Here is a 23543-nt window from a genome sequence, read left to right as displayed (position 1 = left end):
CGCCGGGGCGCCGTGCGAGCTCACCGGCCGGTTCACGCGACCGCCTCGGGGTTGCGCGGGGGCGTGGACAGGTGCTCGCCGATCCGGTCCACCAGGTCGCGCATCTGGTGGCTCACCAGCCCGGCGTCCACACCCTCGTCGGCGAGCACCGCGAGGTAGGCGCGGTCGCCGGCCGACATCAGGTAGAAGTAGCCGCCGTCGACCTCGATGACGACCAGCCGCATCGAGCCGTTGCCGTGCGGGAACTCGTGCCCGACCGCGGCGGCCAGGCTCTGCAGCCCGGCGCAGGCGGCGGCGAGGCGGTCGGCGGTGTCCGGGTCGGCGCCGTACTGGGCGATCCGCAGGCCGTCGGCGGACAGCACGATGACGTGGCGCACGTACGGGACGCTGTGTGCGAGGTCGTTGAGGATCCAGTCCATGTTGCTGCGGTGCGGAATCACTGCTCGCCTTTCCCTGCCGTCTCTTCACTGGTCTGTCCGGCACTGGTCTGTCCGCCCGAACTCGCCGACGGGCCGGTGCCCTTGTAGCCGTCCATGAAGGCCTCCAGCCACAGGCCGGGCTCCTTCTTGGCCGGACGGGGCGCCGGCGCCGCCGGGCCCGCCGCCGGTCCCGCGGTGGGGCCGCTGGGCTGCGCCGTGGCGCGCGGGGGCGGGACGAAGGCGGCCCGGCCGGTCGGCCGGTGGCGCCGGCGCTGCGGCAGGCCGTTGGCCGTCCGCTCGGTGACGATCACCTCGTCGTCTCCGGTCCCCGGGGTGGGGGACCCCCACGGGTTGGTCGAGCCGTACGACGGTCCGACCCCGGCGGAGGGCGCGGCGGTCCGGGCGCCCCAGGGCCGGGAGGGGGCTGCGTGCCGGGGCGGGTTCGGGGGGAGCGGGCGCGGGCCGGAGAAGGCGCCGATGCCGTGCGCCCGCCCGGTCGGGGGAGCGGTGGTGAGCAGTTCCTGCGGTACGACCAGCACCGCGCGCACGCCGCCGTACGCGGAGCGGCGCAGCGACACCTGGAAGCCGTACGCCTGGCAGAGCCGGCCGAGGATGGCGAAGCCCAGCCGGGGGGACTCGGTCAGGTCGTCGAAGTCCTTGGAGACCATGGCCTCGCGCATCGAGCGCTCGGCGCGGACGCGGGCCTCGTCGGTGAGCCCGAGGCCGCCGTCCTCGACCTCGATCGCCATCCCGCTCTGCACCTCGGAGGCGCTCAGATGGACGTGGGTGTGCGGCGGGGAGTAGCGGGTGGCGTTGTCCAGCAGCTCGGCCACCGCGTGGATCAGGGGTTCGACGGCCGGGCCGGTCACCGAGATCTGGGCGACCGGGTGCAGGTCGACCCGCTGGTACTCCAGGATCCGGGACATGCCGCCGCGCAGCACGCTGTAGAGCGCGATCGGCCGGGTCCACTGGCGGCCGGGCCGGGCGCCGGAGAGCACGGCGATGGAGTCGGCGAGGCGGCCGACCAGGGCGTTGCCGTGGTCCAGGCGCAGCAGGTCGTCGAAGACCGCCGGGTCGTTGCCGTGCCGGTCCTCCATCTCCCGCAGGTCCTTGGCCTGACGGTGGATGATCGCCTGGACCCGGCGGGCGAGGTTGACGAAGGCGCGCTCGGCGGAGTCGCGGCGGCTGACCTCGTCGTCGACGGCCTGGGCGATGCCGCGCACCACCCTCTCCAGCGACTCGCGGAACTTCCGGGAGAGCAGCGCGTTCGGCCGCTGGAAGGGCTCGAGCAGCACGTCGATCGAGGAGCCGTAGCGGGCGCCGCCGACCAGCTTGCGCAGCTCGCCCGCGGCCATCCGCTCGATCTCGTCCTCCTGCCCGGCCAACTTGCGCTGCAACTCGTCCACCCGGCGGGCGTGTTCGTCGCGCAGTTCGGCGAGAGCCCGCCCCCGGCGGGCGGACTCGGCGGTCACCACGGCCACCAGGACGGTGGCGGTGGCCCCGCACCACAGCACCTCGGCCCGGGCTCCGACGGACACCACCACCGCGGCGACCCCCACCGCCGCAGCCATGACGGCGGTGGGCAGAAGCCAGCCGAGCAGAGGCGCGGGGCGCCGTCTGGTGGGTGACGATCCAGCTCGAAGCATTCGGCATCCTCAAACGATCGGAACAGAACGGGGACGGGCGACGACCGGCTCCGGAGGCGTGGTGCTGCAGCATAGCCAAGTTCAGGACAAGTCTGACGTAAGCTCAAAATTACTGTCCGTCAACCGACTTGTGGCAACTCGGCGGACATGTCAGACACCTCGCACGCCTGTCGTGGTCCGGGTCGGCCACCGCCCGGCCACCAGGCTTCTCGCCTCGGCGCGCCCGCACCGGCAACCCGGCCGGGATTCGCTCATGTGAAGGGTTTCCAGCCCAAGTCGCCGCGCGTGGTGGCGACTTCGTGCTAGGGGTCGCCTCCATCCGCTCGCCGTCTCCCGTGTGGGGGATTCAGGGTCCGCTCTCAGCATGGAGCAATATCTGTTGCCTTGGTGGGCAATGGGTGTTGACGGTTCGCGTGCCCGATCCCTAGAGTGCGGGGCCATGAACACGGACGATCTCGGTCAGCGGGTGGCGGATGACGTGGCCGACGGGGGCGGACTGGACGGCCTGCGACGGCTGTCGGGGGTGATCGCGGCGCTGGAGGAGCGGCGCACCGGCCTGGTCGAGGAGCTGCGGCGCGGCAGGGAGGCGACCTGGGAGGAGATCGGCCGGGCCTGCGGCATGACCCGCCAGGGCGCGACCCGGCGCTGGGCCGGGCGACTGCAGGCCCGCTCCTTCGGCGTCGCCGCCGCCTCCTACCGGCACGGGCGCCCCGGCTACCCGCAGGCGCTGATCGGCTCCGCGGTGCCGCGCGAAGCCCGCAAGGTGCTCGATCTCGGCGCCGGGACGGGCAAGTTGACCCGGCTGCTGGTCGAGGCCGGCCTGGACGTGGTCGCGGTCGAACCCGACGAGGGCATGCGCGCCCAACTCGCCGCCGCCGTGCCCAAGGCGGCCGTGAGGGCCGGCTCGGCCGAGCGCATCCCGCTGCCGGACGCCAGCGTGGACACGGTCGTGGTCGCCCAGGCCTGGCACTGGTTCGACCAGGCGGCGGCGGTACCGGAGATCGCCCGGGTGCTCGCCCCCGGCGGAACCCTCGCCCTGGTGTGGAACGTCCGGGACGAGTCCCAGACCTGGGCCGCCGAACTCGGCGCGCTGATGCACCGCTCCACCCGGCAGCAGATCGACACCGCGCCGCTCCTCGCGGCCCCGTTCGGCCCGCCCGAACGGCTGGAGATCCGCTGGGAGCACCCCACCACCCCGGCCGGGATCATCGACATGGTCGCCTCGCGCAGCTACGTCATCGCCCTGCCCGAGGCCGAGCGCGCACGGCTGCTGGCCGACGTCGAGCAGCTGCTCGCCACCCACCCCGACCTGGCCGGCCGGGACGAGATCGCCATGCCCTACCTGACGAGGTGCACCCGTGTCCGCCTCGGCTGAGCCCGTGACCGTCCGTCGCCTCGGCCCCGCGGACGCCGAACCGTACCGGGCCTTCCGGCTCACCGCCCTGCGGGAGACCCCGAGCGCCTTCACCTCCGGCTACGCGGAGGAGTGCGCCAAACCGATGGCCGCCACGCTCCAGCGCCTGGCGGAGGCCGAGAACGGGCCCGGCGCCCTGCTCGGCGCCTTCGACGGCGGCGGCACGCTGCTCGGCACCGCCGGACTCCGGGTGAAACAGCGCGGCCAGGAGCGGCACAAGGCCACCCTGTACGGCATGGCGGTGGCCCGCGCGGCCGGCGGCCGGGGAATCGGCCGCGCCCTGGTGCGGCACGTGCTGCGGCTGGCCGTCGAGGACGGCGAGCTGCGCCAGGTGCTGCTGACCGTCTCGGAGGGCAACGAACCGGCGGTGCGGCTCTACACCTCCTGCGGCTTCGAGGTGTGGGGCCGGGAACCGCGGGCCGTCATGGTCGACGGACAGGCGGTCGCCAAGCTGCACATGGTGCGCCTGCTGGACCCCGAGCTGGCCCGAGCCGGGGGCTGACAATTGTCATGGTGCGGAGGTGTGCCGGCACACTGCCGGGCGGGCCGGGCCGGCGGCCACGATGAGGGCATGACCTCCACCGACCTGCACCACCCCGACACCCGTCAGGCCTTCCGCACCGTGCGGCGGCTCGTGACCGCCTACCTCGGCCTCAGCGTGCTGACGCTGGCGGTCGCCTTCGTCCTCCGCTCCCACACCGACGTCGTGACCCCGGCGGTGTGGATCCGCGGCACGATCGTCGTGGCGAGCGCCGCCCTCACCCTGCTGCTCGCCGTCCGCGTGGCCGGGGGCTCCCGCGGCGCCTTCCGGCGGCTACGGATCCTCTCGGCCGTGATGATCAGCGATCGTCGCGATCATCGCCGTGCCGGGCGCCTTCCCGGTCTGGATGAAGATCGAACAGGGCCTGTGCGGCCTCGCGCTGCTGGGTGTGGCCGTGGTGATCAACGGAAGGCAGCTGCGTACGCTGGTCGCCACGCTCTGAGAGGGGGACACGAGGGTGGACACGAGGGTGACCGACTTCGACTGCGAACGGTGAACTGGCCCGCGCCGCCACCTTCGGCCGCGCCGGCTACGTGCGCCGCGCCATGGAGACGGGCGCGCTCGGCTTCGTGGTCAGGGACGCCCCGGCGGAGGTGCTGGCCGACGCCATCCGCCGGGGCGCGGCCGGGGAGCGGGGGGGTGGACCCGGAACTCGCCGCCGCCACCCTCGCCGCTGGCGCCTCACCGCTCACCGCCCGCGAGCGCGACATCCTCAACGCCTCCCGCTGGGGTGCGGGGGTGGTGAACCGTTGGGAGTTGAGTGCTGTTGAGTGATCTCTGCACTTTGCCGGTTTCTGTTGAAGTGTTGGCAAGAAGGTTCCGCTTTAGGCTGGGGCGTTCACATGTGCGCGCTGATCTCACCGCCGGCGGTGAGCACGAGGTAGACGCCGTTGGCGACTCCGCCGGCGTCGTGCTGGTTCGCCTCCAGCGTGCCGTCCACCTCGTTGTCGTGGCCGGTGATCTCCGCGAGGTACCGGAGGTCGCCGACCTTCGTGACCTTGGCCGTCCAGCCGCCGGCGAGGTTGAAGGTGCCCGGTCCTTGGTGCCCTCCGCCCATCCAGGAGTGGACCGTTCCGTCCATCGAGAGCACGACGAACATGTCGTTGGCGTCGAGCCCGGCGTCCGTGCCGTTCGTCTCCAGCGTGGCGAGGACCTGACCGGCGTTTACGATCTCGGCCTGGAAGCGCTGGGCGCCGAGGTCACGGATCTCGGCCGTGCTGCCGTCCACCAGGGTCTGGGTGCGGGCCGGGGCCGCCGGCTTGGTCGTGGCCGCCGGCTTGGTGGCGTTGTGGGGGCTGGGCGTCGTGGTGGGTGCGGCGGTGTTGTGCGCGCTGGGCGTGGCGGCCGGGGCGGTGGTGTCGTGGGTGTCGGGCGCGGCCGGCGTGGTGGCTGGCGTGGTCGTGGCGGGCGCGGGCACGGGCGCTGATGCGGTGCTCTTGGGCGCGTCGGACGTGGAGCTGCAAGCCGTCGCGGCGGGCACCAGCAGTGCGGCGGTCAGGACGGTGCCGGCCAGGGTGCGGGCAGCGGTCGTGCGGCGGGTCGTCGAGAGGGGCATGCGGTTCTCCTGAGCGCAGTACGGGTGAGGGTGCGCGTTGCCTGCTCCCTCTCGGACGGGGACCGGGAAGCCGTGGGGCGGCGTGCAGAATCGAAGGTAGTACGAACAATTGACGGAATTGAACGTTCCATGTCACCGGACTGCTACGACCCGGGCGGCACCGTGCGGGCGGTTGCGTCATCCGGGTGGCCGTCACCGAAGTACCGAAGGGGGTGGTCGACCGTCGGCGGCGCCGCTAGCGTGACTGTGTGGATAACGATCAACGGCTACTTCACGCCTCGTCGTTCGGAGCGGCGGCGGCCGCGTACGCGGAGCACCGTCCGGACTACGCGCAGGACGCGGTGCGTTGGGCGCTCGACCCCGCGCCCGGCCCGCGCGTGCTCGACCTCGGTGCCGGAACCGGAAAGCTGACCGCCACGCTGATCGCGATGGGCGTCGAGGTCATCGCCGTCGAGCCCGACCCGGCGATGCTGACCGAGCTGCGCTGCTCGCTGCCGGCCGTCCGTGCCCTGTCGGGCAGTGCCGAGGCGATCCCGCTGCCGGACGCCTCCGTCGACGCCGTGCTGAGCGGCAACGCCATGCACTGGTTCGACATGGCCGTCGCGGGACCGGAGATCGCCAGGGTGCTCGCCCCCGGCGGCGTCCTGGCCGGCCTGTGGAATGTCATGGACGACCGGGCCGAGTGGGTCGCCGGGCTCGCGCGGGTCAGCGGGAGCGCGGCCATCGGTCCGCGTGACACGCCCGCGAGTTGGCGGGCCGAGACGGCCGGCGCCCACCTTCCGAAGAACGGTGCGGCGGCCCGCTTCGGCTCGCCGGAGCAGGCCCTGTTCCCGCACGGACAGCGCCGCACCGCCGACTCCCTGGTCGAGACCCTCGGGACGCGTGCGGGCATGCTGGTCATGCCGGAGCCGGAACGGGAGGCCGCGCTGGGCCGGATCCGCGAGTTCCTCGCGGGTCGACCGGAGACCGCCCACGGCGAGTTCACCCTGCCGATGATGACCGGCGTGCTGCGCGTCCGGGGGCGGTGAGGCATCAGGTTCCGGCCCGAGCGCGAGGCTCGGCGGCCGCCACGATCCGGCCGGATCCGCTCTTCGGTCGGCTCGCCTTGGCCAGCTCCGCCTGGTGGCGGCGCAGTTCGGCCCCGTGCGCGCGGTGGCGGGCCACCGTGCGACCACCCGGTGGCCCCGGGCGGAGCCTGCGGCCACGGCGTGTGGTGCGAGTGGCTCCCGCAGCGTTGTCAGGCCTGTGCGGTGGGCCGGACGACGATCTCGCTGACGTCGATGCCGTCGGGCTGCTCGATCGCGTAGCCGATGGCGGAGGCGATGGCGGAGGGCGGCATGGCGATCTCGTCGCGCTGCCGGGTCATCGCGGCCGCGACCTCGGGGCTGGCCCCCTTGCCTATGCCCTCGGTGTTGGTGAAGCCGGGCGAGACGAGGGTGACGCGCAGGTCGGGCCCCGATTCCTGGCGCAGACCTTCGGTGAGTACCTTCACGGCCGTTTTGGTGGCCGCGTAGACGGCCTGCGGGGGCTTGACGACGTAGGCCGCGGTGGAGCCGACGTTGACGAAGTGGCCGGAGCACTGCCGGCGGAAGACGGGCAGGGCCGCCCCGATGCCGTTGAGCAGGCCGGTGACGTGGGTGGCGACCATGGCGTCCCAGTCGTCCTGGCGCAGGTCGTCGAACGGCGAGACGGCCATGGTGCCCGCGTTGGAGACGAGGACGTCGAGCCGGCCGAAGCGGTCGACGGCCGTGTCCGTCAGGCGCTGGAGGTCCTCGCGGCGCGTGACGTCGACGATGACGCCGGTGGCGGTGCCGCCGTTGGCCGTGATGCGGTCCACGACCGTGTTCAGTCGGTCCTCCCTGCGGGCACCGAGCACGAGCCGGGCGCCCTTTCCGGCGAGGTAGGCCGCGGTCGCCTCACCGATGCCGCTGCTGGCGCCTGTGATCGCGATGACCTTGCCCTGGATGCCTGACATGGTCAGCTTCCTTTCCTGGGTGTGCGCACGCGAGTGCGTTGACCTAGAGTGAAACCGGGGGCGCGCCCACTTAGTTCAGGCTAAGTGGGGACGCCTCCGTTTGGCAATGTCGAAGGGCACCTGAGAGGGGACGGCGGGCACCGATGGCCGACGAAGCACACCGACCGTTGCGGGCCGACGCACGGCGCAACAGGGAAAAGATCCTCGCCGCTGCCGTGCGCGTGTTCACGACGCAGGGGCTGGACGCCCAGATGGAGCGCATCGCCAAGGACGCGGGCGTGGGCAGCGCGACCCTGTACCGCAACTTCCCCACCCGGGAGGCTCTGGTCGAGGCGGTCTACCGCAACGAGCTGGCCCAGCTGTGCGACGCGGCCCCCGCCCTGCTCGCACAGAAATCACCTGACGAGGCCCTGCGCGCGTGGACACGTCTCTTCCTGGACTACGTCACCGCCAAGTACGGCATGATCGACGCCCTGCGCGCCATCGCCGCGACGGGGGGCAACCCCTACGGTCACAGCCGGCAAATGATCCAGGACGCCATCGCCTCACTCATGGACGCGTGCGCGGCCGCCGGGACGATCCGTACCGACATCAGGCCCACCGACATCGGCGCCGCCCTCGAAGGCATCGCCCTCACCTCGGCGGGCGCCGAACACCGACAGCAGGCAGAGCGCCTGCTCGACCTCACCCTGGACGGCCTCACGGTCCGCCCGTGAGGACACGAAGCTGAAGCGGCCCGGCGCGTTGAGGTTCGCCGCGCCGCCTGTGACAAGGCGCCCGGGACCAGGCCACAATCCACCGCATGGATGACGCATTCACGCTCCTTCGGCGGGCTGTTGACCTGCTGCCCGAGGACGCCGTGGCAGAGAACGGCCAGACGGTCGGAGATGTTCGCGAGGAGATCGGCTTCCAGGAATGGGAGATGGCGCTCGACGTGCTCCTGGAGATCGCGGACGTCCACCCCGTGTCCATCGCCTTCTGGGAGATGCTCGCCGAGGCCTCCCGGCAGATGATGCTGGACCGCAGCCGCCGTTGGTGCGAGTGGCGGGGCTGGGAAGTCGAGCACGGCACCATCCGCGCGACGCTGAATCTGTTGGGAGCCAACGAGGGTGGCCGCCGGAGTGCCTTCTCCGGGGACGGCCGGCTCAGGCCTCTGTGGGACATCGGTAGCCGCACCGCAGACGGACAACGAGCGTTGGACATCGCACGACTCTGGGTGGAGTTCGCGCCGGAACTCGGCCCTGGCGAGACGGCGGTTGTTCGGCTCGCTCCTCTGCGGCCCGAGCAGTGGCGGCACCTGGAGCCCGGTGACGTGATCACGATGCACGAGGCCCGGCCTCCCATCGGAATCGCCGAGATCATCGAGGTCCTGCCGCCTCGCGGCTGAGGCGTCCGGTCATCCGGGCGCGAGGGGCCCAGGCCGGACGCCCGTGAGCTCGCCGCCACGCCCGGCTCGGCGGTGCTCGAACCCGATGGCCACGGCGTCCACCGCAACCGCTGGCAGGACCTGCAGCCGGTCGACCACCGGCGCCGCTACCCGGAACACCCCGAGGCACGGGCCCCTGGCGACGGGCCGCCGACGGGGCTTGTCAGCACCGGCTGTGAAGATCACGCCCATGGATCTCGCTGACGCCCTCGCCGGCCTCGACGCCCACCCCTGGGCCTCCGTCTCACACGCCTACGGTCCCGCCGAGGACCTGCCCGACCTGCTGCGTGCCCTGGCCGAGGGCGGTGGGGACGCCGAGGAGGCGATCTCCGAGCTGTACTCGTGCATCCTCCACCAGGGCACGGTGTACTCCGCCAGTGTGGACGCCGTCCCCTATCTCGCCCGGATCGCCGCCGCCGCCGAGCACGGGGCGGCGGAAATCCTCTGCCTGCTGGGTGGCCTGGCCGAGAGTGACGACGAGTGGGAGATCGCGCCGGACGTCGTCCGGGCCGCCGTGGCCGACCAAATCCCGGTGCTGATAACGATGTTGGCGCACCAGGAGGTGGACGTCCGGTCGCTCGCCGCCTGGACGCTCGGCCGCACCCGGGACGCCGAGGCCGCCCCCGCCGCCCTGTGGGGCCGCTGGGCGGCGGAGGCCGATCCCGGCGTCCGGGCCGAACTGCTCATCGCCCTCGGCCGGGTGGACCTCTCCACCGCCGCCACCGAGGCCCGGGCGCTGCTCGGCGGGTCCACGCCCGCGCCGCTGCGACTGGCCGCGATCTACGCCACCCTGGACGCCGGAGAACCGTGGACCGACGCCCACCACGACGCCGTCCTCGACCTGCTGCCCGTGCGCGGACTCACCGTCGACCGCTACGGCGTGCACAGCCGTCAGGGGCTGTACACCGTCGTCGACAGCCTGCTGGGCCGCGACACCGAGGCCGACCGCGAGAGCGCCTTCGCCGTGCTGGACGCCGCCCTGCGGGACGGGCGCCCCGAGGTACGGGCCGAGGCGATCTCGGCGGCCGACCACGCCTGCTACCTCTCCCGCAGCGCCCCGCAGCGGCTGGCCCCGGCCATCGCCGCGCTCGCCGCCGAGGACCTCGCGGTGACCGTCCTCACCAAGCTCGGCCCGGCTGTCGGCGAGGCCGCGCCCGTCCTCGCCGAACTCGCCGCCCAGCCGGACGACGAGGCGGCCGACCGGGCGCTGGCCGTGCTCGTCCGGGTCGCGCCCTGCCAGGCCGCCCCGCTGCTGGCCCGGGACCTCCACCGCCGCCCGCACGCGCTCGACGCGGCGGGCGGCTTCCACGCCCCCGCCTTCCCCTGCGACCCGGAGCTGCTCGCCGCCGTCCGGGAGCGGCTGGCCGTCGACGGGCTCGGCAGCAACGAGACCGCCGACCTCGTCCACCTCCTGCGCCAGTGGGGCCCCCAGGCCGCCGCCGCCCTGCCCGAGCTGTTCGCCGTACTGCCGCGCTTCGAGTACGCGGCCTCCGCCATCGCGGCCGTCGCCGCCGACAGTCCGCAGGCCGACCGCGAGCGGGCCGGCACCGTACTGCGGGCCGCCACCGGGTTCCTCGCGGCCCGCGCCCACCACAACCTCACCGGCGAGACTGACGTCCTGCTCCGCGCCGCCACCGAGGGACTGGCCGTTCCGCGTGACGCCGTCGAGGCGGCCCAGGCCGCCGCCGACCTGGGCGCGGTCGCCGCGGGGCTGCTCCCCGCGCTGCGCGCGGCGGTCAGCGAGGACGCCGAGCCGACCACCCCGCAGCTGGACCTCGACATCGCGATCGCCACCGCCCTCTGGCAGATCGACGGCGACGCCGAGGAGGCCGTCACGATCCTCGCCTCCGTCCTGGACCGCACAGCCGGAAACCAGCTCTGGTACCGCTGGACCGTCGTCCGTACGCTCCGCGCGACCAGGCGCCTCGGCGCGGCCGCCCGGCCCCTGGTCCCGCGTCTGGAACACCTGCTCGCCGACCCGGAGAAGGCTCCCGCCGCCGCCCTCGCCCTGCTGGACGTCGCCGACCCCGACACCGTCGACCTCGGCCGGCTCGCCGAGGCGGCCCTCCACGCCGCCGAAACCGGAGCGGACGTCGAGGGCGCCTGCGAGGCCCTCCGGACGCTCGGCGCCACCGCCCTGAGCACCCACCAGCGGCTGCGCGTCGCCGAACTCGCGGAGGGGGACCGGCGCCTCGTGACCTACGTCCTCGCGAACGGCATCATCCGCGAGGACGAGCGGCTGCGAGCTGTCCTGGCCGGCATCTGAAAGGTGGGCCGAAGCGATCGATCGATCGGTCGATTGATCGATCGATCGATCGCCGTCCCGGCCCGTTCCCGGATGGCGTGCGCCGGATGGAGCTGACCGAAGCCGTCACCGCCGGGGACGCCGCCACCGTGCGAACCCTCCTGGAGGGCGGCGCCGAGTTCTCACGCCAGGCGCAGCACCAGCTTGCCGGTGTTCTCGCCGCGGAACAGCATCCCGAGGGTCTCCGGGAAGTCGTCCACGGTGCCCTCGACCAGGTGCTCCTTGACCTTGATCCGGCCGTCGCCGATCCAGTCCGCGATCTCGGCGGCCGCCGTCGGGTACTGGCGGACGTAGTCGAAGACCACGAAGCCCTCCATGCGGGCCCGCCGCACCAGCAGCGATAGGTAGTTGGACGGGCCCTGCACGGCGCTCTCGTTGTTGTACTGGCTGATCGCGCCGCAAATCACCACCCGGGCGTGCATCGCCAGACGGGTCAGCGCGGCGTCCAGGATCGGGCCGCCGACGTTGTCGAAGTAGACGTCGATGCCGTCCGGGGCGTGGGTGCGCAGCGCCTTGCGGACGTCCTCGGCCCGGTAGTCGATCGCCGCGTCGAAGCCGAGCTCGTCGGTCAGCAGCGCGCACTTCTCCGGCCCGCCCGCGATCCCGACCACCCGGCAGCCCTTGACCTTGGCGATCTGCCCGACCAGGGTGCCGACGGCCCCGGCGGCGCCGGAGACCACCACGGTCTCGCCCTCCTTGAGCGCCCCGACCTCCAGCAGCCCGAAGTAGGCCGTCATCCCGGGCATCCCGAGCGCCCCGAGGTAGGTCGACAGCGGCGCGAGCGCGGGATCCACCTTGAGCGCTCCCTTGCCGTCCGACACCGCGTACTCCTGGACGCCGAAGGCGCCCACGACATGGTCGCCGACCTGGAACTTCTGGTGGTTGGACGCGACGACCTCGACCACCGAGTTGGCGCGCATCACCTCGTCGAGGCCCACCGGTGGCAGGTACGAGGGGCGGTCATCCAGCCAGCCCCGCATGGCCGGGTCGAGCGAGATGTACCGGGTCCGGCCCAGGAACTCGCGGTCGCCTGGTACGCCCACGGGCTCCTCGCCGTGCGCCCAGTCCTCCGCCCGGACCTCCCCGACCGGCCGGTGGGCAAGGCGGATCTGGCGGTTCACTCCGGTCATGGCGTCTCCTGGGGCGTACTCGGGTTCAGCAGGGCAAGGAGTCGAGTGTAAGCAAGCGCTTAGTCATCTGACCAGGCCTTGTCGGGGCTCCCCGTCGACCACGCGTAGCGGCGGCGCCGCTGCGGCGGCCGCTTCCACGCTGGCCGTCCAGACCCGTTGCGACGTTGGAGGAGGAGTCGTCGGAGACGGTTTCGCCGGAGAGCCGGACCCGGTGGGCCTCGAACTGGTCCTCGCCGGTGGCGAGGAGGAATGCCGCGAGGGCCCCCAAGAGGGCGAAGACGCCCAGGACGATCGGCACGCGTCCCGGCTGCCGGTCCGGGGCCGGGGCCAGTGCTCGGGCGAGGTCGCTGACGGCCACGCGGGTCTCGCTGCGATGGTCGTGGCTGCGGGACCGGACGGTCTCGGTGGTCCGCCCGGAGCGGTAGATGGCCGGAACACTGAGGACGTGGTCGGCGAGCCCGCAGTTCGGGCAGGGCTGCAGGGGCGGTGGTACGGGGACGGCGCCGTGCGGCCCGGTCATGGTTTGCCCCGGAGTGTTGTCCGGCCGTTCGGCCGTTGGCATCCGCTCGGGACGCGACGGCGACCGGACCGGTTGCGGATCAACTCACGGGAATCACCGAGGTGCTGGTGATTCCGAGCGGGTGGCAGGTCCAGCTGAGCCGCAGGTCGGACTCGGGGACGGTGAGCAGTGCGTCGACGCCGGAGTGCTGCTCGCCCGTCTGACCGGTGCCGCCCCGGTAGCTGCCGACGGGCTCGGCCCGGACCTCCATCGGCCGCGGGGTGCCGGGGGGCCTGTTCGGGGAGACGTCCCAGTCGGGCCCGGCCAGCAGCCCGGGGCGCTCGGCGGTGGCCTCCAGGTGGGTGTGCAGCAGGCCGCCGACCTGCAGGACGCCGCTGTGCCAGACCCGCACGCCCCCCGACCCGGCCGCGCCGATCCCGGCGGGTTCGGCGAGCAGCACGGCCTGCACCGACGGCACGGCCGGGGCGTCCAGGAACAGTCCTACCTGGCGCGGCAGGAAGGCGTGCCGGATCACCAGCGCCAGGCCGTCCCGGTCGGACACCGGTCCGAACCGGCAGATCACGAACTCGACGCCGTACTCGCGGTCGTTGCGGATGTCGGGCAGGGCGAGGATGCCATGGGAGTTCCCCGGCAGGGTGAGGTAGACCAGCCAGGGCAGGGCGGCCCCGGCGACCGGTGGCACCGGGCGGTGTTCCAGGGCCAGCACGGTGAACAGCCCCGCCGGGGTGTCCAGCAGCCCGCCGTGGCTCAGCCGGGTACCGGGGGTGTCGTGGAGCGTCTCCGGCGGACGCAACAGATGCATGCCCGCGACGGTAGGGGACCCGCCGGTGCGGCTCCCCTCCGCCGCACCGACGGGTCAGCCGCTCAGCCCTGCCCGACTGCTGACGGTGCCCACCCGAGGGCGGGCCCGAGTCGAGCGGCGAGGTCGGTGAGGATCTGCACGTAGTCCTCGTGCTCGAAGGTGAACGGCAGTGCGACGGCGACCTCGTCCACCTCCCGGAACCCGGCGTGGGCGTACAGCCGCTCGACGAGCTCCTCGGAGTTGCCGACCAGGTCGGGCGCGAAGAGCAGCCGGTTCGGGCCCTGCGGGGTGAGGGCGCGCGGGGTGCGGGCAAGGGCGTAGGCCTGGTACTTGGCCCGCTGCTCGGGGGTCGCGCTGTCGGTGGGGATGAGCACCAGCCCCTGGGAGACCCGGGCGCGTTCGCCGTCAGGGTGCAGGGCGCGGAAGGTGCGGATCTGCTCGGCCTGGATCTCGGCGAAGTCCGGTGCGGAGTCCGTCTGTTCGGGCTTGACCACGCTGCTGGTGAGCAGGTTGAGCCCCTGCTCGCCGGCCCACCGTGCCGAGCGCAGGCTGCCGGCGCCGTACCAGAGTCGGTCGGCCAGGCCGGGGGAGTGCGGCTGGACCCGGCGCGAGTACTCCTCGATGCCCTCGGTGCCGGCGAAGTCGGAGGCGTCCTCGCCGCGGACCAGGGCGAGCAGCCGTTCGGCCCGGCGGTAGCCGAAGTCCTCGTCCTCGCCGGTGTCGGGGTAGAGGGCGCCGCGCACCTGCTCGTAGTGGACGGGCGGGCCGACGCTGAAGCCGGGGTTGAGCCGGCCGCCGGAGAGCAGGTCGACGGTGGCGAGGTCCTCGGCGAGGCGCAACGGGTTCTCCCAGCCGAGCGGGGTGACGGCGGTGCCGAGTTGGATGCGGCTGGTGCGTTGGGTGGCGGCGGCGAGGACGGCGACGGGGGAGGAGATCCCGTACTGGAGGTGGCGGTGGCGCAGCCAGGTGCTGTCGAAGCCGAGCTGCTCGCCGAGGGTGATCAGCTCCAGGGTGGACTCGTGGCCCCGGCGCGGGTCGGCCTCGTCGAAGAGCCCGATGGTCAGGAAGCCGAGTTTTTGCAGCGGGCGGGAGGAGGGCGGCATGGTGGCGGCTCCGCGTGGGATCGGGCGGCCCGGGGAGGGCCGGTCGGGTGGTGCCCGTCGAACGTACGCAGACCGTGCGCGGTGCCACAAGATCGACGCGCGACCCGGACACCGGACTGCAACGGGGCGTTACACCGGGCCGCGCGGGGCGGGCCCCCGCCGGTGGGGCGGGGGCCCGCCGTGACCGCCGGGGGCTCAGCAGCTGCGCAGCTCCGGGCTCTGGTTGCGGATCTGGTTGTGCAGCGAGGTGAACTCGCGGTACGCCTCGCTGTCCTCGGCGCCGGGCCGGAAGGCGCCGACGCGGTGGCAGTTGACGAAGGCGAGCTTGACCCCGAAGTGGTCCTCCAGGCTGCCCCGGATGGCGTTGCTGGCCAGCGCGCGCAGCAGCTGGGCGCGCTCCTCGTCGCTGGGCGTGGTGTTGTCGGTGGTGAACTCGGCTTCTCCGGCGGCCAGTTCGGTGCTGAGCCCGGCGACGACCTGGTAGGCGTAAGGGAGTGAGCTGCGGACGGTGTCGAGGAAGTCGGCCTCGTTCACGTGGCCGGTGCGGGCCTGGTCGAGGAGGGCGGGGGAGACGTTGAGCGACATGGGTGTCCTCTTTCGCGGAGCGTGCTGGTGCGCACTGGGGGTAATTAGCGAAGATGAAAACCATTTGCATAAGGACTCTCCTGGATGACCGACGACCTGTCAAGTGCCGCCCCCCGAAGGGCTGACGTGCGGCGGCACCGGTTGCCGCGGACCCTCGATGACGGACGCCGCGGTCACCACCGCGGGCGCCGCGAACACCAGGCTGACGCCGGTGAGCACGGTCTCGATCCCGGCGTCGGCGAGGATCACGTCGAACGCTTGCGGGTACTTCCCGTCCCGCGCGGATCAGGAACCGTGCCCGGCAGCCGGCGTCCTTCAGGTCCACGGCCAGGTTCCGCCTGGCTTGGGCGCCCCGAGATCGAGACGGAGGCGGAAGACCGGACTACGCGTCTCTTTCCGCATCGTGCTCTGACCGGCCGATGGGAGCCGGCAACGTGCGGACTCTGATCACAAACATCGTGATGACGACAGCCATTGCTGCGAAGACGAGGCCCGTCTGGAAGGCGCGGGAGATGCCGTGCACCAGCACCTCCGAGGAGTACGGTGCGGGCAGCTTGCCGGTCGCCTTGAACTGGAGGGCCTGCTGCGGGGTGGCCTGCTGGAGGAACTTCCCGACCTGCTGCTGGGCCTCGTTGCGGCTGGCCGTGCCGTACACCGTGACCAGGATCGACAGGCCCAGTGAACCGCCCACCTGCTGGGTGGTGTTGAGCATGCCGGTGGCCGCGCCGGTCTCGTGTGTGGCGACCTGGGATACGACGGTGAGTATCACCGGCACGAAGATCGAGCCCATCCCGAAGCCGAACAGCAGCGTCGGCCCGAGGATGCCGGGCGCGTAGGTGTTGTTGATGTCGATCCGGCTCGCCCAGGTGACTCCGGCGAGGACCAGGACCGAGCCGGTGGCCAGGAACGGCTTGGGTCCGAAGCGCAGTTGGTTGCGGGCGGCGAACTGGGCGGCGGCGATGACGGCCACGCTGATCGGGAGGAAGGCGAAGCCAGCCCGCAGTGGGCTGAAGCCGAGGATCTCCTGCAGGAACAGGGTGATGAAGAAGAAGATGCTGAACATCGTTGCGGCCACGCAGAGCATCAGCCCGTACGCGCCGGAGCGGTTGCGGTCGCGCAGCAGGTGGAGGGGCGTGATCGGCTGCCGTGCGCGCCGCTCGTTCGCCACGAACGCCGCCAGCAGCACCAGCGCGAGGCCGAAGGCGGTCAGGGTGACGGGGTCGGTCCAGCCGTGGTCGGAGGTGCGGATGAACCCATACACCAGTGAGACCATGCCCGCCGTGGCGGTGAACGCGCCGGTCAGGTCGAAGTGCCCGGGGTGGCGTTCGGACTCGTTGATGTACAGCGGCGCCAGTAGGGCGATCGCGATGCCGATCGGCACGTTGACGAAGAACACCCAGCGCCAGGACAGCCAGGAGGTCAGCATGCCGCCGAGCAGCACGCCGATCGCGCCGCCCGCGCCCGCGACGGCGGAGAAGACCCCGAAGGCCCGGTTGCGCTCGGGGCCCTCCCTGAAGTTGGTGGCGATCAGCGCCAGCGCGGTCGGCGAGGCGATCGCTCCGCCGACTCCCTGCAGGGCCCGCGCGGCCAGCAGCCAGGCGGAGTTCTGCGCGACCCCGCCGAGCAGCGAGGCGAGGCCGAAGACCAGGACGCCGACGATGAACACCCGCCGGCGGCCGAGGATGTCGCCCGCCCGCCCGCCGAGCAGCAGCAGGCCGCCGAAGGTCAGCGTGTAGGCGTTGATGACCCAGGACAGGTCGGTGGTGTTGAACTTCAGCGCCTGCTGAATGTGGGGCAGCGCGATGTTCACGATCGTGATGTCGAGAACGACCATGAGCTGGGTGGCCGCGATGACGGTGAGGGCAATCCCTGGGTGCTGGCCCCGACGTGCGGTCGCGGGCGGAGCCGTGGCCAGGGCGCGCGAGGTGGCCATGGCAGGTTCCCCAATGGCTCGGGAGCGAATGACGGGCTGGGCAACGGACGGGTTCGTGCACCATCACTGACGGTAGTCCCGGGAGATAGTGAACACAACCGTTCATTACGGACAAGCGGTGATTTCCGGACAATCGCTCCAAGGTACGGGCCGCGGCGCCCTCTCGCAGCGGCCACCAGCTGAGGAAACGCTGCGAAAACGATGCGAGTGGCCTCCGTGCCGCGGCTGCGCGACGGTCGAATTGTGCAGGCAACCACCGACCGGCCGCTCGCCCGGCCCACCGTCCCCGAGAACGCCGACGGCGGGCGGGCCCGGCTGCGTGCGCTGATGGCCCGCGTCGCCCGCGCCGACGAACCGGCCTTCGAGGCCCTCTACAGCGCCACCGCCGGCGCCGTCCTGGGGGTGATCCTGCGCGTGCTGCGCGACCACGCGCAGGCCGAGGAGGTCGTCCAGGAGACGTTCTGGCAGGTGTGGCGGGAAGCCCCGCGCTACCGCCCCGAGCGCGGCGAAGTCCTGCCCTGGATGCTCACCCTGGCCCACCGGCGCGCGGTCGACCGCGTCCGCTCCGCCCAGGCCGCGGCCGACCGCGACCGCACCGTCGCCGTGCGCGCCTACACCCCGGAATTCGACGAGGTCGCCGACCGGGTCGAGGGCAGCCTCGACCGCGACCGCGTCCGGCGGGCCCTGGCCGCACTGACCGACGTCCAGCGCGAGTGCCTGCTGCTGGTCTACTTCGGGGGCTGCACCCAGGCCCAGGCGGCCGCTGTGATCGGAGCACCCCTGGGTACCGTCAAGACCCGCATCCGCGACGGCCTGCTGCGCCTACGCGACCAACTCGGCGACATCCCCGAGGCGCCGCCCCGCCCGTACGCGCGTCAGCGGGCCGGGCCCCGCCGCCAGGTCGTAGGCTCGCGGCCGTGACCGCCCCGACCTCCCCGAACAGTCCGACCGGCCCGAACGCTCCGACCGCGCCCGCTCAGCCCGGACTGACCACCGGGGCCCTGGCCCGCCGGCTCGGGGTCTCACCCACCACCATCCGTTCCTGGGAACGCCGTTACGGCATCGGCCCGGCCCACCATGCCCCCGGGCGGCACCGTCGGTGGGAGTCGCACGACGTGGCTGTCCTGGAGGAGATGTGCCGTCTCACCGGCCGCGGGGTGACGCCGGCCGAAGCCGCCCGCAGCGCTCTGGCCGCCTCCCCGGACACGCCCCCGGCCGGCGTCGGGGCGGCGCCCGGTTCCGGCGGCCACACCCTCGCCGTGGGCACCGTCCGCCCCGAGTGCCGGGGACTGGCCCGGGCCTCCGTACGCCTGGACGCCCCCGAAGTCGCACGCATCCTGCGCCGCAGCGTCGAGGACCTCGGCCCGGTCATCGCCTGGACGGAGGTCATGACCCCGGCGCTGCGGGCAGCCGGGCGCAAATGGGCGGCCGAGGGCGAACGCTACGTGGAGGTGGAGCACCTGCTGTCCTGGCACGTCGCTGCCGCCCTGCGCCGGGCAGCCGACCAGCCGGACCCGGCACGCGGTCCGGCCGCGCTGCTCGCCGGCATGCCCACCGAACTGCACGCCCTCCCACTGGAGGCGGTCGCCGCGGGGCTCGCCAGCCGCGGCCTGCCGTTCCGCATGTTCGGCCCCGCCCTGCCGCCCGAAGCGCTCGTCGAGGCGGTCCGCCGCACCGGCCCGCCCGCCGTCCTGCTCTGGTCCCAGGTCGCCCGCACCGCCGACCGGGCCCTGGCCGCACGCGTCGCCCGCATCACCTGGGGCCCGCACGGCGCGCACACCCGCCCCGTCGTCCTGGCCGCCGGACCGGGGTGGTCCGGCTCCCGCTGGCCGCCCGGCGCACTGCGGCCCCGCGACCTCGCCACCGCCCTCGACCAGCTGGAGGACCTGCTCCGCTGAACCCAATCCCGGTCCCCGCCCGCTCCGAATACGGGGCGCCCCCGCCCGGCGGAGCGCGGGGACACCCCCGCCGCACGGAAGGAGCGGAAGGTGGACGAGCGAGCCCGTACCGGGCAGCGCTGCCTGGTCACCGGAGCCACCGGCTACATCGGTGGACGACTGGTACCCGAACTGCTCTCCGCCGGACACCGGGTGCGTTGTCTGGCCCGAGACCCCGGGCGGCTGCGCGACCAGCCGTGGCGCGCCGAGGTGGAGGTGGCCACCGGCGACGTCACCCGGCCCGCGACCCTGGACGGCGCCTTCGAGGGCGTTGAGATCGCCTACTACCTGGTCCACTCCCTCGGCACCGGGCCCGGCTTCGAGGACACCGACAGACGCGCCGCCCGGTCCTTCGCGCGGGCGGCCGCGCAGTCCCGGGTGGGCCGGATCGTCTACCTCAGCGGGCTGGTGCCCGCCGGAGTGCCCGAAGCCGAGCTGTCGCCGCACCTGCGCTCGCGGGCGGAGGTCGGCCGCGTCCTGCGCGCCGGCGGCGTGCCCACCGCCGAACTGAGGGCCGCCGTCATCATCGGCTCCGGCTCCGTCTCCTTCGAGATGCTCCGCTACCTGACCGAACGCCTGCCCGTCATGGTCACCCCCCGCTGGGTCAACACCCGCATCCAGCCCATCGCCGTCCGCGACGTGCTCCGCTACCTCGTCGGTGCCGCCGCCCTGCCGCCGCAGGTCAACCGGGCCTTCGACATCGGCGGACCGGACGTCCTGACCTACCGGCTGATGATGCAGCGCTACGCGAGGGCGGCCGGCCTGCCCAGACGGCTGATCGTGCCCGTGCCCGTGCTGTCCCCGGCCCTGTCCAGCCACTGGGTCGGCCTGGTCACCCCCGTCCCCGGCCCGCTCGCCCGCCCGCTGGTGGAGTCCCTGCGGCACGAGGTGGTGTGCGGCGAGCACGACATCGCCCGCTGGATCCCCGACCCGCCAGCGGGGCTGACCGGATTCGACCGCGCAGTCGAACTCGCGCTGCGCTGCATCCGCGAGGCCCGGGTCACCACCCGCTGGTCCTCCGCCTCACTCCCCGGAGCCCCCAGCGACCCGCTGCCCACCGACCCTGCGTGGGCCGGCGGCAGCCTCTACCAGGACCTCCGTGAACGTCGGGTGGCAGCCGATCCCGCCGCCGTGTGGCGGGTCGTCGAGGGCCTCGGTGGCGAGAACGGCTGGTACTCCCTCCCGTTCGCCTGGGCGTTGCGCGGCACCCTCGACCGCCTGGCCGGCGGCGCCGGCCTCCGCCGGGGCCGGCGCGACCGCGACCGGCTACGGGTCGGCGACGTCCTCGACTTCTGGCGGGTGGAGGAGATCGAGCCCGGACGCCTGCTGCGCCTGCGGGCCGAGATGCGCCTGCCGGGCCTGGCCTGGCTCGAACTGGGGGTCACCGCCGATGGTGACGGCGGCGCGCGCTACCGCCAACGCGCCCTGTTCCACCCGCACGGACTGGCCGGCCACGCCTACTGGTGGTCGCTGGCACCCTTCCACGCCCTGGTGTTCGACGCCATGGCGCGCAACATCACGGAACGCGCACATCAGGCGGCGTGAGCCGCACGGGCCCGGCACGGCAACGACACCCTTCGCACCCTGGCCGCACGCGTCCTTGCCGCACGCTCCTTGCCTCGGGTCCTTGCCCGTACCCGGACCAATCCGCGGTGCGGTCGGCTCCGAAGGCTCGGTGCAGAGCAGCGCGGGCCGCGGTGCGGCCCGGACCAGCGAAGGACCCGCCCATGACCGTCTCGATCGCCTTGTTCAGCCAGGACCTGCGCCTGCACGACAACCCCGTCCTGCACGCCGCTTGCACCGCGTCCGACCAGGTGGTGCCTCTGTTCGTCGTCGATCCCGCTGTCGAGGCGGCGGGCTTCGCCGCGCCCAACCGGCAGGCCTTCCTGGCCGACTGCCTCGCCGACCTGGACGCCTCGCTGCGCCGCACCGGCTCCCGGCTGACCGTACGCCGCGGCGGAACCGCCGAGCAGACCGCCCGGGTCGCCGCCGAGACCAGGGCCGTGACGGTGCATGTCGCCGCCGGGGTGAGCGGCTTCGCCCGGCGGCGCGAGGAACGGTTGCTCGCCCTGTTCGGCGACCGCCTGCACGTCCACGACGCCTCCGTGACGGTGGTCCCACCGGGCCGGATCACCCCGGTCGGCCGTGACCACTACGCGATCTTCACCCCCTACCACCGCGCCTGGCTGCAGACTCCCCACCGGACGGTGCTGGACGCGCCCCGGGTCATCCGCACGCCGAGCGGCATCGGCAGCGAGAACCTGGTCGTCAGCGGCCCCTTCTCGCCGGGCCTGCCCCGCGGCGGCGAGGTTGCGGCCCGGGCGCGGTGGCGCCGCTGGGACGTCGACGAGTACGCCGAGGTGCACGACGACCTGGCAGCCGACTCGACCTCCCGGCTCTCCCCGTATCTGCACTTCGGGTGCCTGTCGCCCGCGGAGCTGACGGCCCGTGCCCTCCAGCGCGGCAGCACCGGGGCGCAGGCGTTCGTGCGGCAGCTCGCCTGGCGCGACTTCCACCACCAGGTCCTCGCCGCCCGCCCCGACGCCGCGCACCGCGACTACCGCACCAGGGACGACCACTGGCACCACGACGAGCACGAGGCCGAAGCCTGGCGCCAGGGCCGCACCGGCTACCCGATCATCGACGCCGGGATGCGTCAGCTCGCCCACGAGGGCTGGATGCACAACCGGGCCCGCCTTCTTACGGCGAGCTTCCTCGCCAAGACCCTCTACCTGGACTGGCGGATCGGCGCCGCCCACTTCCTGTCCCTGCTGGTCGACGGCGACGTCGCCAACAACCAGCTCAACTGGCAGTGGGTCGCCGGCACCGGCACCGACACCAGGCCCAACCGGATCCTCAATCCGCTGCGCCAGGCCGACCGTTACGACCCCGACGGGACCTATGTGCGCCGGTGGCTGCCGGAACTCGCCCACCTGCCCGGACCGGCCGTCCACCGCCCCTGGCTGCTCGCCCCCGACTACCCGGACCCGATCATCGCCCCGGACGCCCTGACGGTCCGGCTCCGCCGTGCCCGGGCGCTGGACTGAACCCGTCCGCCCGCCCGAACCCCGCCGAACGACACGAACGGAAGCACATGACGCCCGGCGACACCCCCGCCACGACCTACCGCGACCTACGGGCCCTGGCCATCAACTGCACCCTCAAGCGCTCCCCGGAACGCAGCCACACCAGGGCCTGATCGACGTCAGCACCGGGATCACGGAACGCGAGGGCGTCGACGTCGAGGTCCTGCGCGCGGTGGACATCGACGTCGCGACGGGCGCCTGGCCGGACATGACCGAGCACGGCTGGGACACCGACGAGTGGCCGGTGATCTACTCCAAGGTGATGGCGGCCAACACTCCCCGCCTCGCAAGGAGTCGCCTGACTCCAATCAGAGTGGCCTTCCCCGAAGCGCGATTGGCCGGCTCCACCCCGACCAGGCTCCCCATCGCCGTTCCCCTGTTCTAAGGGAAGGTCAGCACGTGGACTGTCCAGCAGGGCAGAGGGCTTTACCTGTGGCCCCGGCGTAGGCTGCTGCTTCGACGGCCGCACGGTGGGCGACCCTCACGGCGCGGGCAATGGCGTAGTAGGCGTCATCGGCGTAGTAGCCGCCGCCGCCGTAGTAGCCGTAGTCGTACGTGAAGTAGGCCGCGTCGAGGGCCGCATGGTGGGCGACGTTCGCGGCACGGGCAACGGCGTAGAAGGCGTCCTCGGTGGCGCGGACGGTGGCAGCGGCGCTCGGGGTGCTACTGATGTTGCGTGTGCTGGAGCCCGTGTCACCTGCCGGGACCGCGGCGACACCATTTTCGGGAGCAGGCAGTGCCTCTGCCTGCGCTGCGGCGCCAACGATCATGTGCCCGGCTGGGGCGGCGACGGCTGGTACAGCGGAAGCCAGAACCCCTCCCAACACAGCGCAAACCACACCTACGCGCACAGCGCGGGGTGAATACCTTCTCATTGCCAAACCCTTCCACTCTTCCACGAGGCACATCGGGAGACGGCCACCAGTCAGGAGACGGCCACCGGGCCCCAGCACGACAACCGCACTCGGGAACACGCCGGTCACACCGCCGCAGGCGACTGCCTGCTCCTCCACTCTCAAACACCGTGCCCGCCCCCGCCATCCCCACCACCCATCCGGGGCCCGGACCTAGTACTGCAACCGCACTTGATCATGGTTGACTTGGCGAGTGGTTGATCTTGGGGTGGGGCAGGTCGAGGAGTGGAAGGCGGCGCTGGCGGGGTTGCA

Annotated in this window: 23 protein-coding genes and 1 pseudogene; 12 read left to right on the top strand and 12 right to left on the bottom strand. The window is 72.9% G+C overall.

The genetic code is table 11. From position 1 onward, the window contains the following. Positions 1-32: 32 nt before the first annotated feature. A complete protein-coding gene (locus ACWC9T_RS25755) occupies positions 33-419 on the bottom strand; it encodes a roadblock/LC7 domain-containing protein (RefSeq protein ID WP_449823410.1) in 387 nt (128 codons plus the stop codon). Between the two features lie 17 nt (positions 420-436). Continuing rightward, positions 437-1990: an ATP-binding protein gene (locus tag ACWC9T_RS25750; RefSeq protein WP_449823409.1), complete on the bottom strand. Its 1554-nt coding sequence runs from the start codon at positions 1988-1990 to the stop codon at positions 437-439. 514 nt (positions 1991-2504) lie between these two features. Between ACWC9T_RS25750 and ACWC9T_RS25745 the strand changes: the two genes are divergently transcribed. The 3 genes and pseudogenes from ACWC9T_RS25745 to ACWC9T_RS25735 all read left to right on the top strand — a co-directional run. Beyond that, positions 2505-3440, top strand: a complete 936-nt coding sequence (locus tag ACWC9T_RS25745) for a class I SAM-dependent methyltransferase (protein ID WP_449823408.1) — start codon at positions 2505-2507, stop codon at positions 3438-3440. Between the two features lie 4 nt (positions 3441-3444). Beyond that, positions 3445-3981 carry an N-acetyltransferase family protein gene (locus ACWC9T_RS25740; protein WP_449823407.1) on the top strand — a complete coding sequence of 179 codons (537 nt, stop codon included), beginning with the start codon at positions 3445-3447 and terminating at the stop codon, positions 3979-3981. 551 nt (positions 3982-4532) lie between these two features. Next, a pseudogene (locus ACWC9T_RS25735) lies at positions 4533-4767 on the top strand (DNA-binding response regulator); the annotation flags it as partial. Between the two features lie 91 nt (positions 4768-4858). Here ACWC9T_RS25735 and ACWC9T_RS25730 read toward each other — a convergent pair. Beyond that, positions 4859-5575, bottom strand: a complete 717-nt coding sequence (locus ACWC9T_RS25730) for a hypothetical protein (RefSeq protein ID WP_449823406.1) — start codon at positions 5573-5575, stop codon at positions 4859-4861. A 248-nt stretch (positions 5576-5823) separates the two neighbouring features. On the opposite strand from ACWC9T_RS25730, the gene ACWC9T_RS25725 reads away from it, so the two are divergent. Continuing rightward, positions 5824-6603: a class I SAM-dependent methyltransferase gene (locus ACWC9T_RS25725; RefSeq protein ID WP_449823405.1), complete on the top strand. Its 780-nt coding sequence runs from the start codon at positions 5824-5826 to the stop codon at positions 6601-6603. A gap of 209 nt (positions 6604-6812) precedes the next feature. Here ACWC9T_RS25725 and ACWC9T_RS25720 read toward each other — a convergent pair whose 3' ends face one another. Further along, entirely contained in the window at positions 6813-7550 is a 738-nt protein-coding gene (locus tag ACWC9T_RS25720; RefSeq protein WP_449823404.1) for an SDR family oxidoreductase, read from the bottom strand. A gap of 143 nt (positions 7551-7693) precedes the next feature. On the opposite strand from ACWC9T_RS25720, the gene ACWC9T_RS25715 reads away from it, so the two are divergent. The 3 genes from ACWC9T_RS25715 (at position 7694) to ACWC9T_RS25705 (ending at position 11242) form a co-directional block, all read left to right on the top strand. Continuing rightward, on the top strand, positions 7694-8266 hold the full coding sequence (locus tag ACWC9T_RS25715; RefSeq protein ID WP_449823403.1) for a TetR/AcrR family transcriptional regulator: 573 nt from the start codon (positions 7694-7696) through the stop codon (positions 8264-8266). 86 nt (positions 8267-8352) lie between these two features. Further along, entirely contained in the window at positions 8353-8937 is a 585-nt protein-coding gene (locus tag ACWC9T_RS25710; protein WP_449823402.1) for a hypothetical protein, read from the top strand. A 229-nt stretch (positions 8938-9166) separates the two neighbouring features. Then, entirely contained in the window at positions 9167-11242 is a 2076-nt protein-coding gene (locus ACWC9T_RS25705; RefSeq protein ID WP_449823401.1) for a HEAT repeat domain-containing protein, read from the top strand. 161 nt (positions 11243-11403) lie between these two features. Here the strand turns inward: ACWC9T_RS25705 and ACWC9T_RS25700 are convergent, their stop codons facing one another. From ACWC9T_RS25700 to ACWC9T_RS25670, 7 genes are all read right to left on the bottom strand, one after another. Next, on the bottom strand, positions 11404-12411 hold the full coding sequence (locus ACWC9T_RS25700) for an NADP-dependent oxidoreductase (protein ID WP_449823400.1): 1008 nt from the start codon (positions 12409-12411) through the stop codon (positions 11404-11406). A 25-nt stretch (positions 12412-12436) separates the two neighbouring features. Beyond that, positions 12437-12931, bottom strand: coding sequence for a hypothetical protein (locus tag ACWC9T_RS25695; protein WP_449823399.1), 495 nt, complete (start codon positions 12929-12931; stop codon positions 12437-12439). Positions 12932-13010: 79 nt separating this feature from the next. Continuing rightward, positions 13011-13733: a hypothetical protein gene (locus ACWC9T_RS25690; protein ID WP_449823398.1), complete on the bottom strand. Its 723-nt coding sequence runs from the start codon at positions 13731-13733 to the stop codon at positions 13011-13013. 62 nt (positions 13734-13795) lie between these two features. Continuing rightward, on the bottom strand, positions 13796-14836 hold the full coding sequence (locus tag ACWC9T_RS25685; RefSeq protein WP_449823397.1) for an LLM class flavin-dependent oxidoreductase: 1041 nt from the start codon (positions 14834-14836) through the stop codon (positions 13796-13798). Between the two features lie 195 nt (positions 14837-15031). Continuing rightward, positions 15032-15421 carry an SCO5389 family protein gene (locus tag ACWC9T_RS25680; RefSeq protein ID WP_449823396.1) on the bottom strand — a complete coding sequence of 130 codons (390 nt, stop codon included), beginning with the start codon at positions 15419-15421 and terminating at the stop codon, positions 15032-15034. Between the two features lie 99 nt (positions 15422-15520). Further along, positions 15521-15670: a hypothetical protein gene (locus ACWC9T_RS25675; protein WP_449823395.1), complete on the bottom strand. Its 150-nt coding sequence runs from the start codon at positions 15668-15670 to the stop codon at positions 15521-15523. 133 nt (positions 15671-15803) lie between these two features. After that, entirely contained in the window at positions 15804-17354 is a 1551-nt protein-coding gene (locus tag ACWC9T_RS25670) for an MFS transporter (RefSeq protein WP_449823394.1), read from the bottom strand. Positions 17355-17681: 327 nt separating this feature from the next. Between ACWC9T_RS25670 and sigK the strand changes: the two genes are divergently transcribed. From sigK to ACWC9T_RS25645, 5 genes are all read left to right on the top strand, one after another. After that, positions 17682-18275 carry an ECF RNA polymerase sigma factor SigK gene (gene sigK / locus ACWC9T_RS25665; protein ID WP_449823439.1) on the top strand — a complete coding sequence of 198 codons (594 nt, stop codon included), beginning with the start codon at positions 17682-17684 and terminating at the stop codon, positions 18273-18275. Beyond that, a complete protein-coding gene (locus tag ACWC9T_RS25660) occupies positions 18272-19252 on the top strand; it encodes a MerR family transcriptional regulator (RefSeq protein WP_449823393.1) in 981 nt (326 codons plus the stop codon). The genes sigK and ACWC9T_RS25660 overlap by 4 nt, the downstream gene beginning before the upstream one ends. Before the next feature lie 90 nt (positions 19253-19342). Continuing rightward, positions 19343-20836 (top strand): SDR family oxidoreductase, encoded by a 1494-nt coding sequence (locus tag ACWC9T_RS25655; protein ID WP_449823392.1) that lies wholly within the window; start codon positions 19343-19345, stop codon positions 20834-20836. 182 nt (positions 20837-21018) lie between these two features. Continuing rightward, a complete protein-coding gene (locus ACWC9T_RS25650; RefSeq protein ID WP_449823391.1) occupies positions 21019-22338 on the top strand; it encodes a cryptochrome/photolyase family protein in 1320 nt (439 codons plus the stop codon). A gap of 211 nt (positions 22339-22549) precedes the next feature. Beyond that, complete coding sequence (locus ACWC9T_RS25645; protein ID WP_449823390.1) at positions 22550-22762, top strand: hypothetical protein; 213 nt, start codon at positions 22550-22552, stop codon at positions 22760-22762. A 7-nt stretch (positions 22763-22769) separates the two neighbouring features. Here ACWC9T_RS25645 and ACWC9T_RS25640 read toward each other — a convergent pair whose 3' ends face one another. Next, the gene (locus ACWC9T_RS25640) at positions 22770-23147 is read right to left on the bottom strand and encodes a hypothetical protein (protein ID WP_449823389.1); all 378 of its coding nucleotides are present in this window, start codon (positions 23145-23147) and stop codon (positions 22770-22772) included. Positions 23148-23543: the final 396 nt, after the last annotated feature.

The sequence above is a fragment of the Kitasatospora sp. NPDC001159 genome, assembly GCF_053598235.1.
The sequence above is the reverse complement of the archived record's forward strand: the minus strand, read 5'-3'. Positions and strand labels throughout refer to the sequence as shown.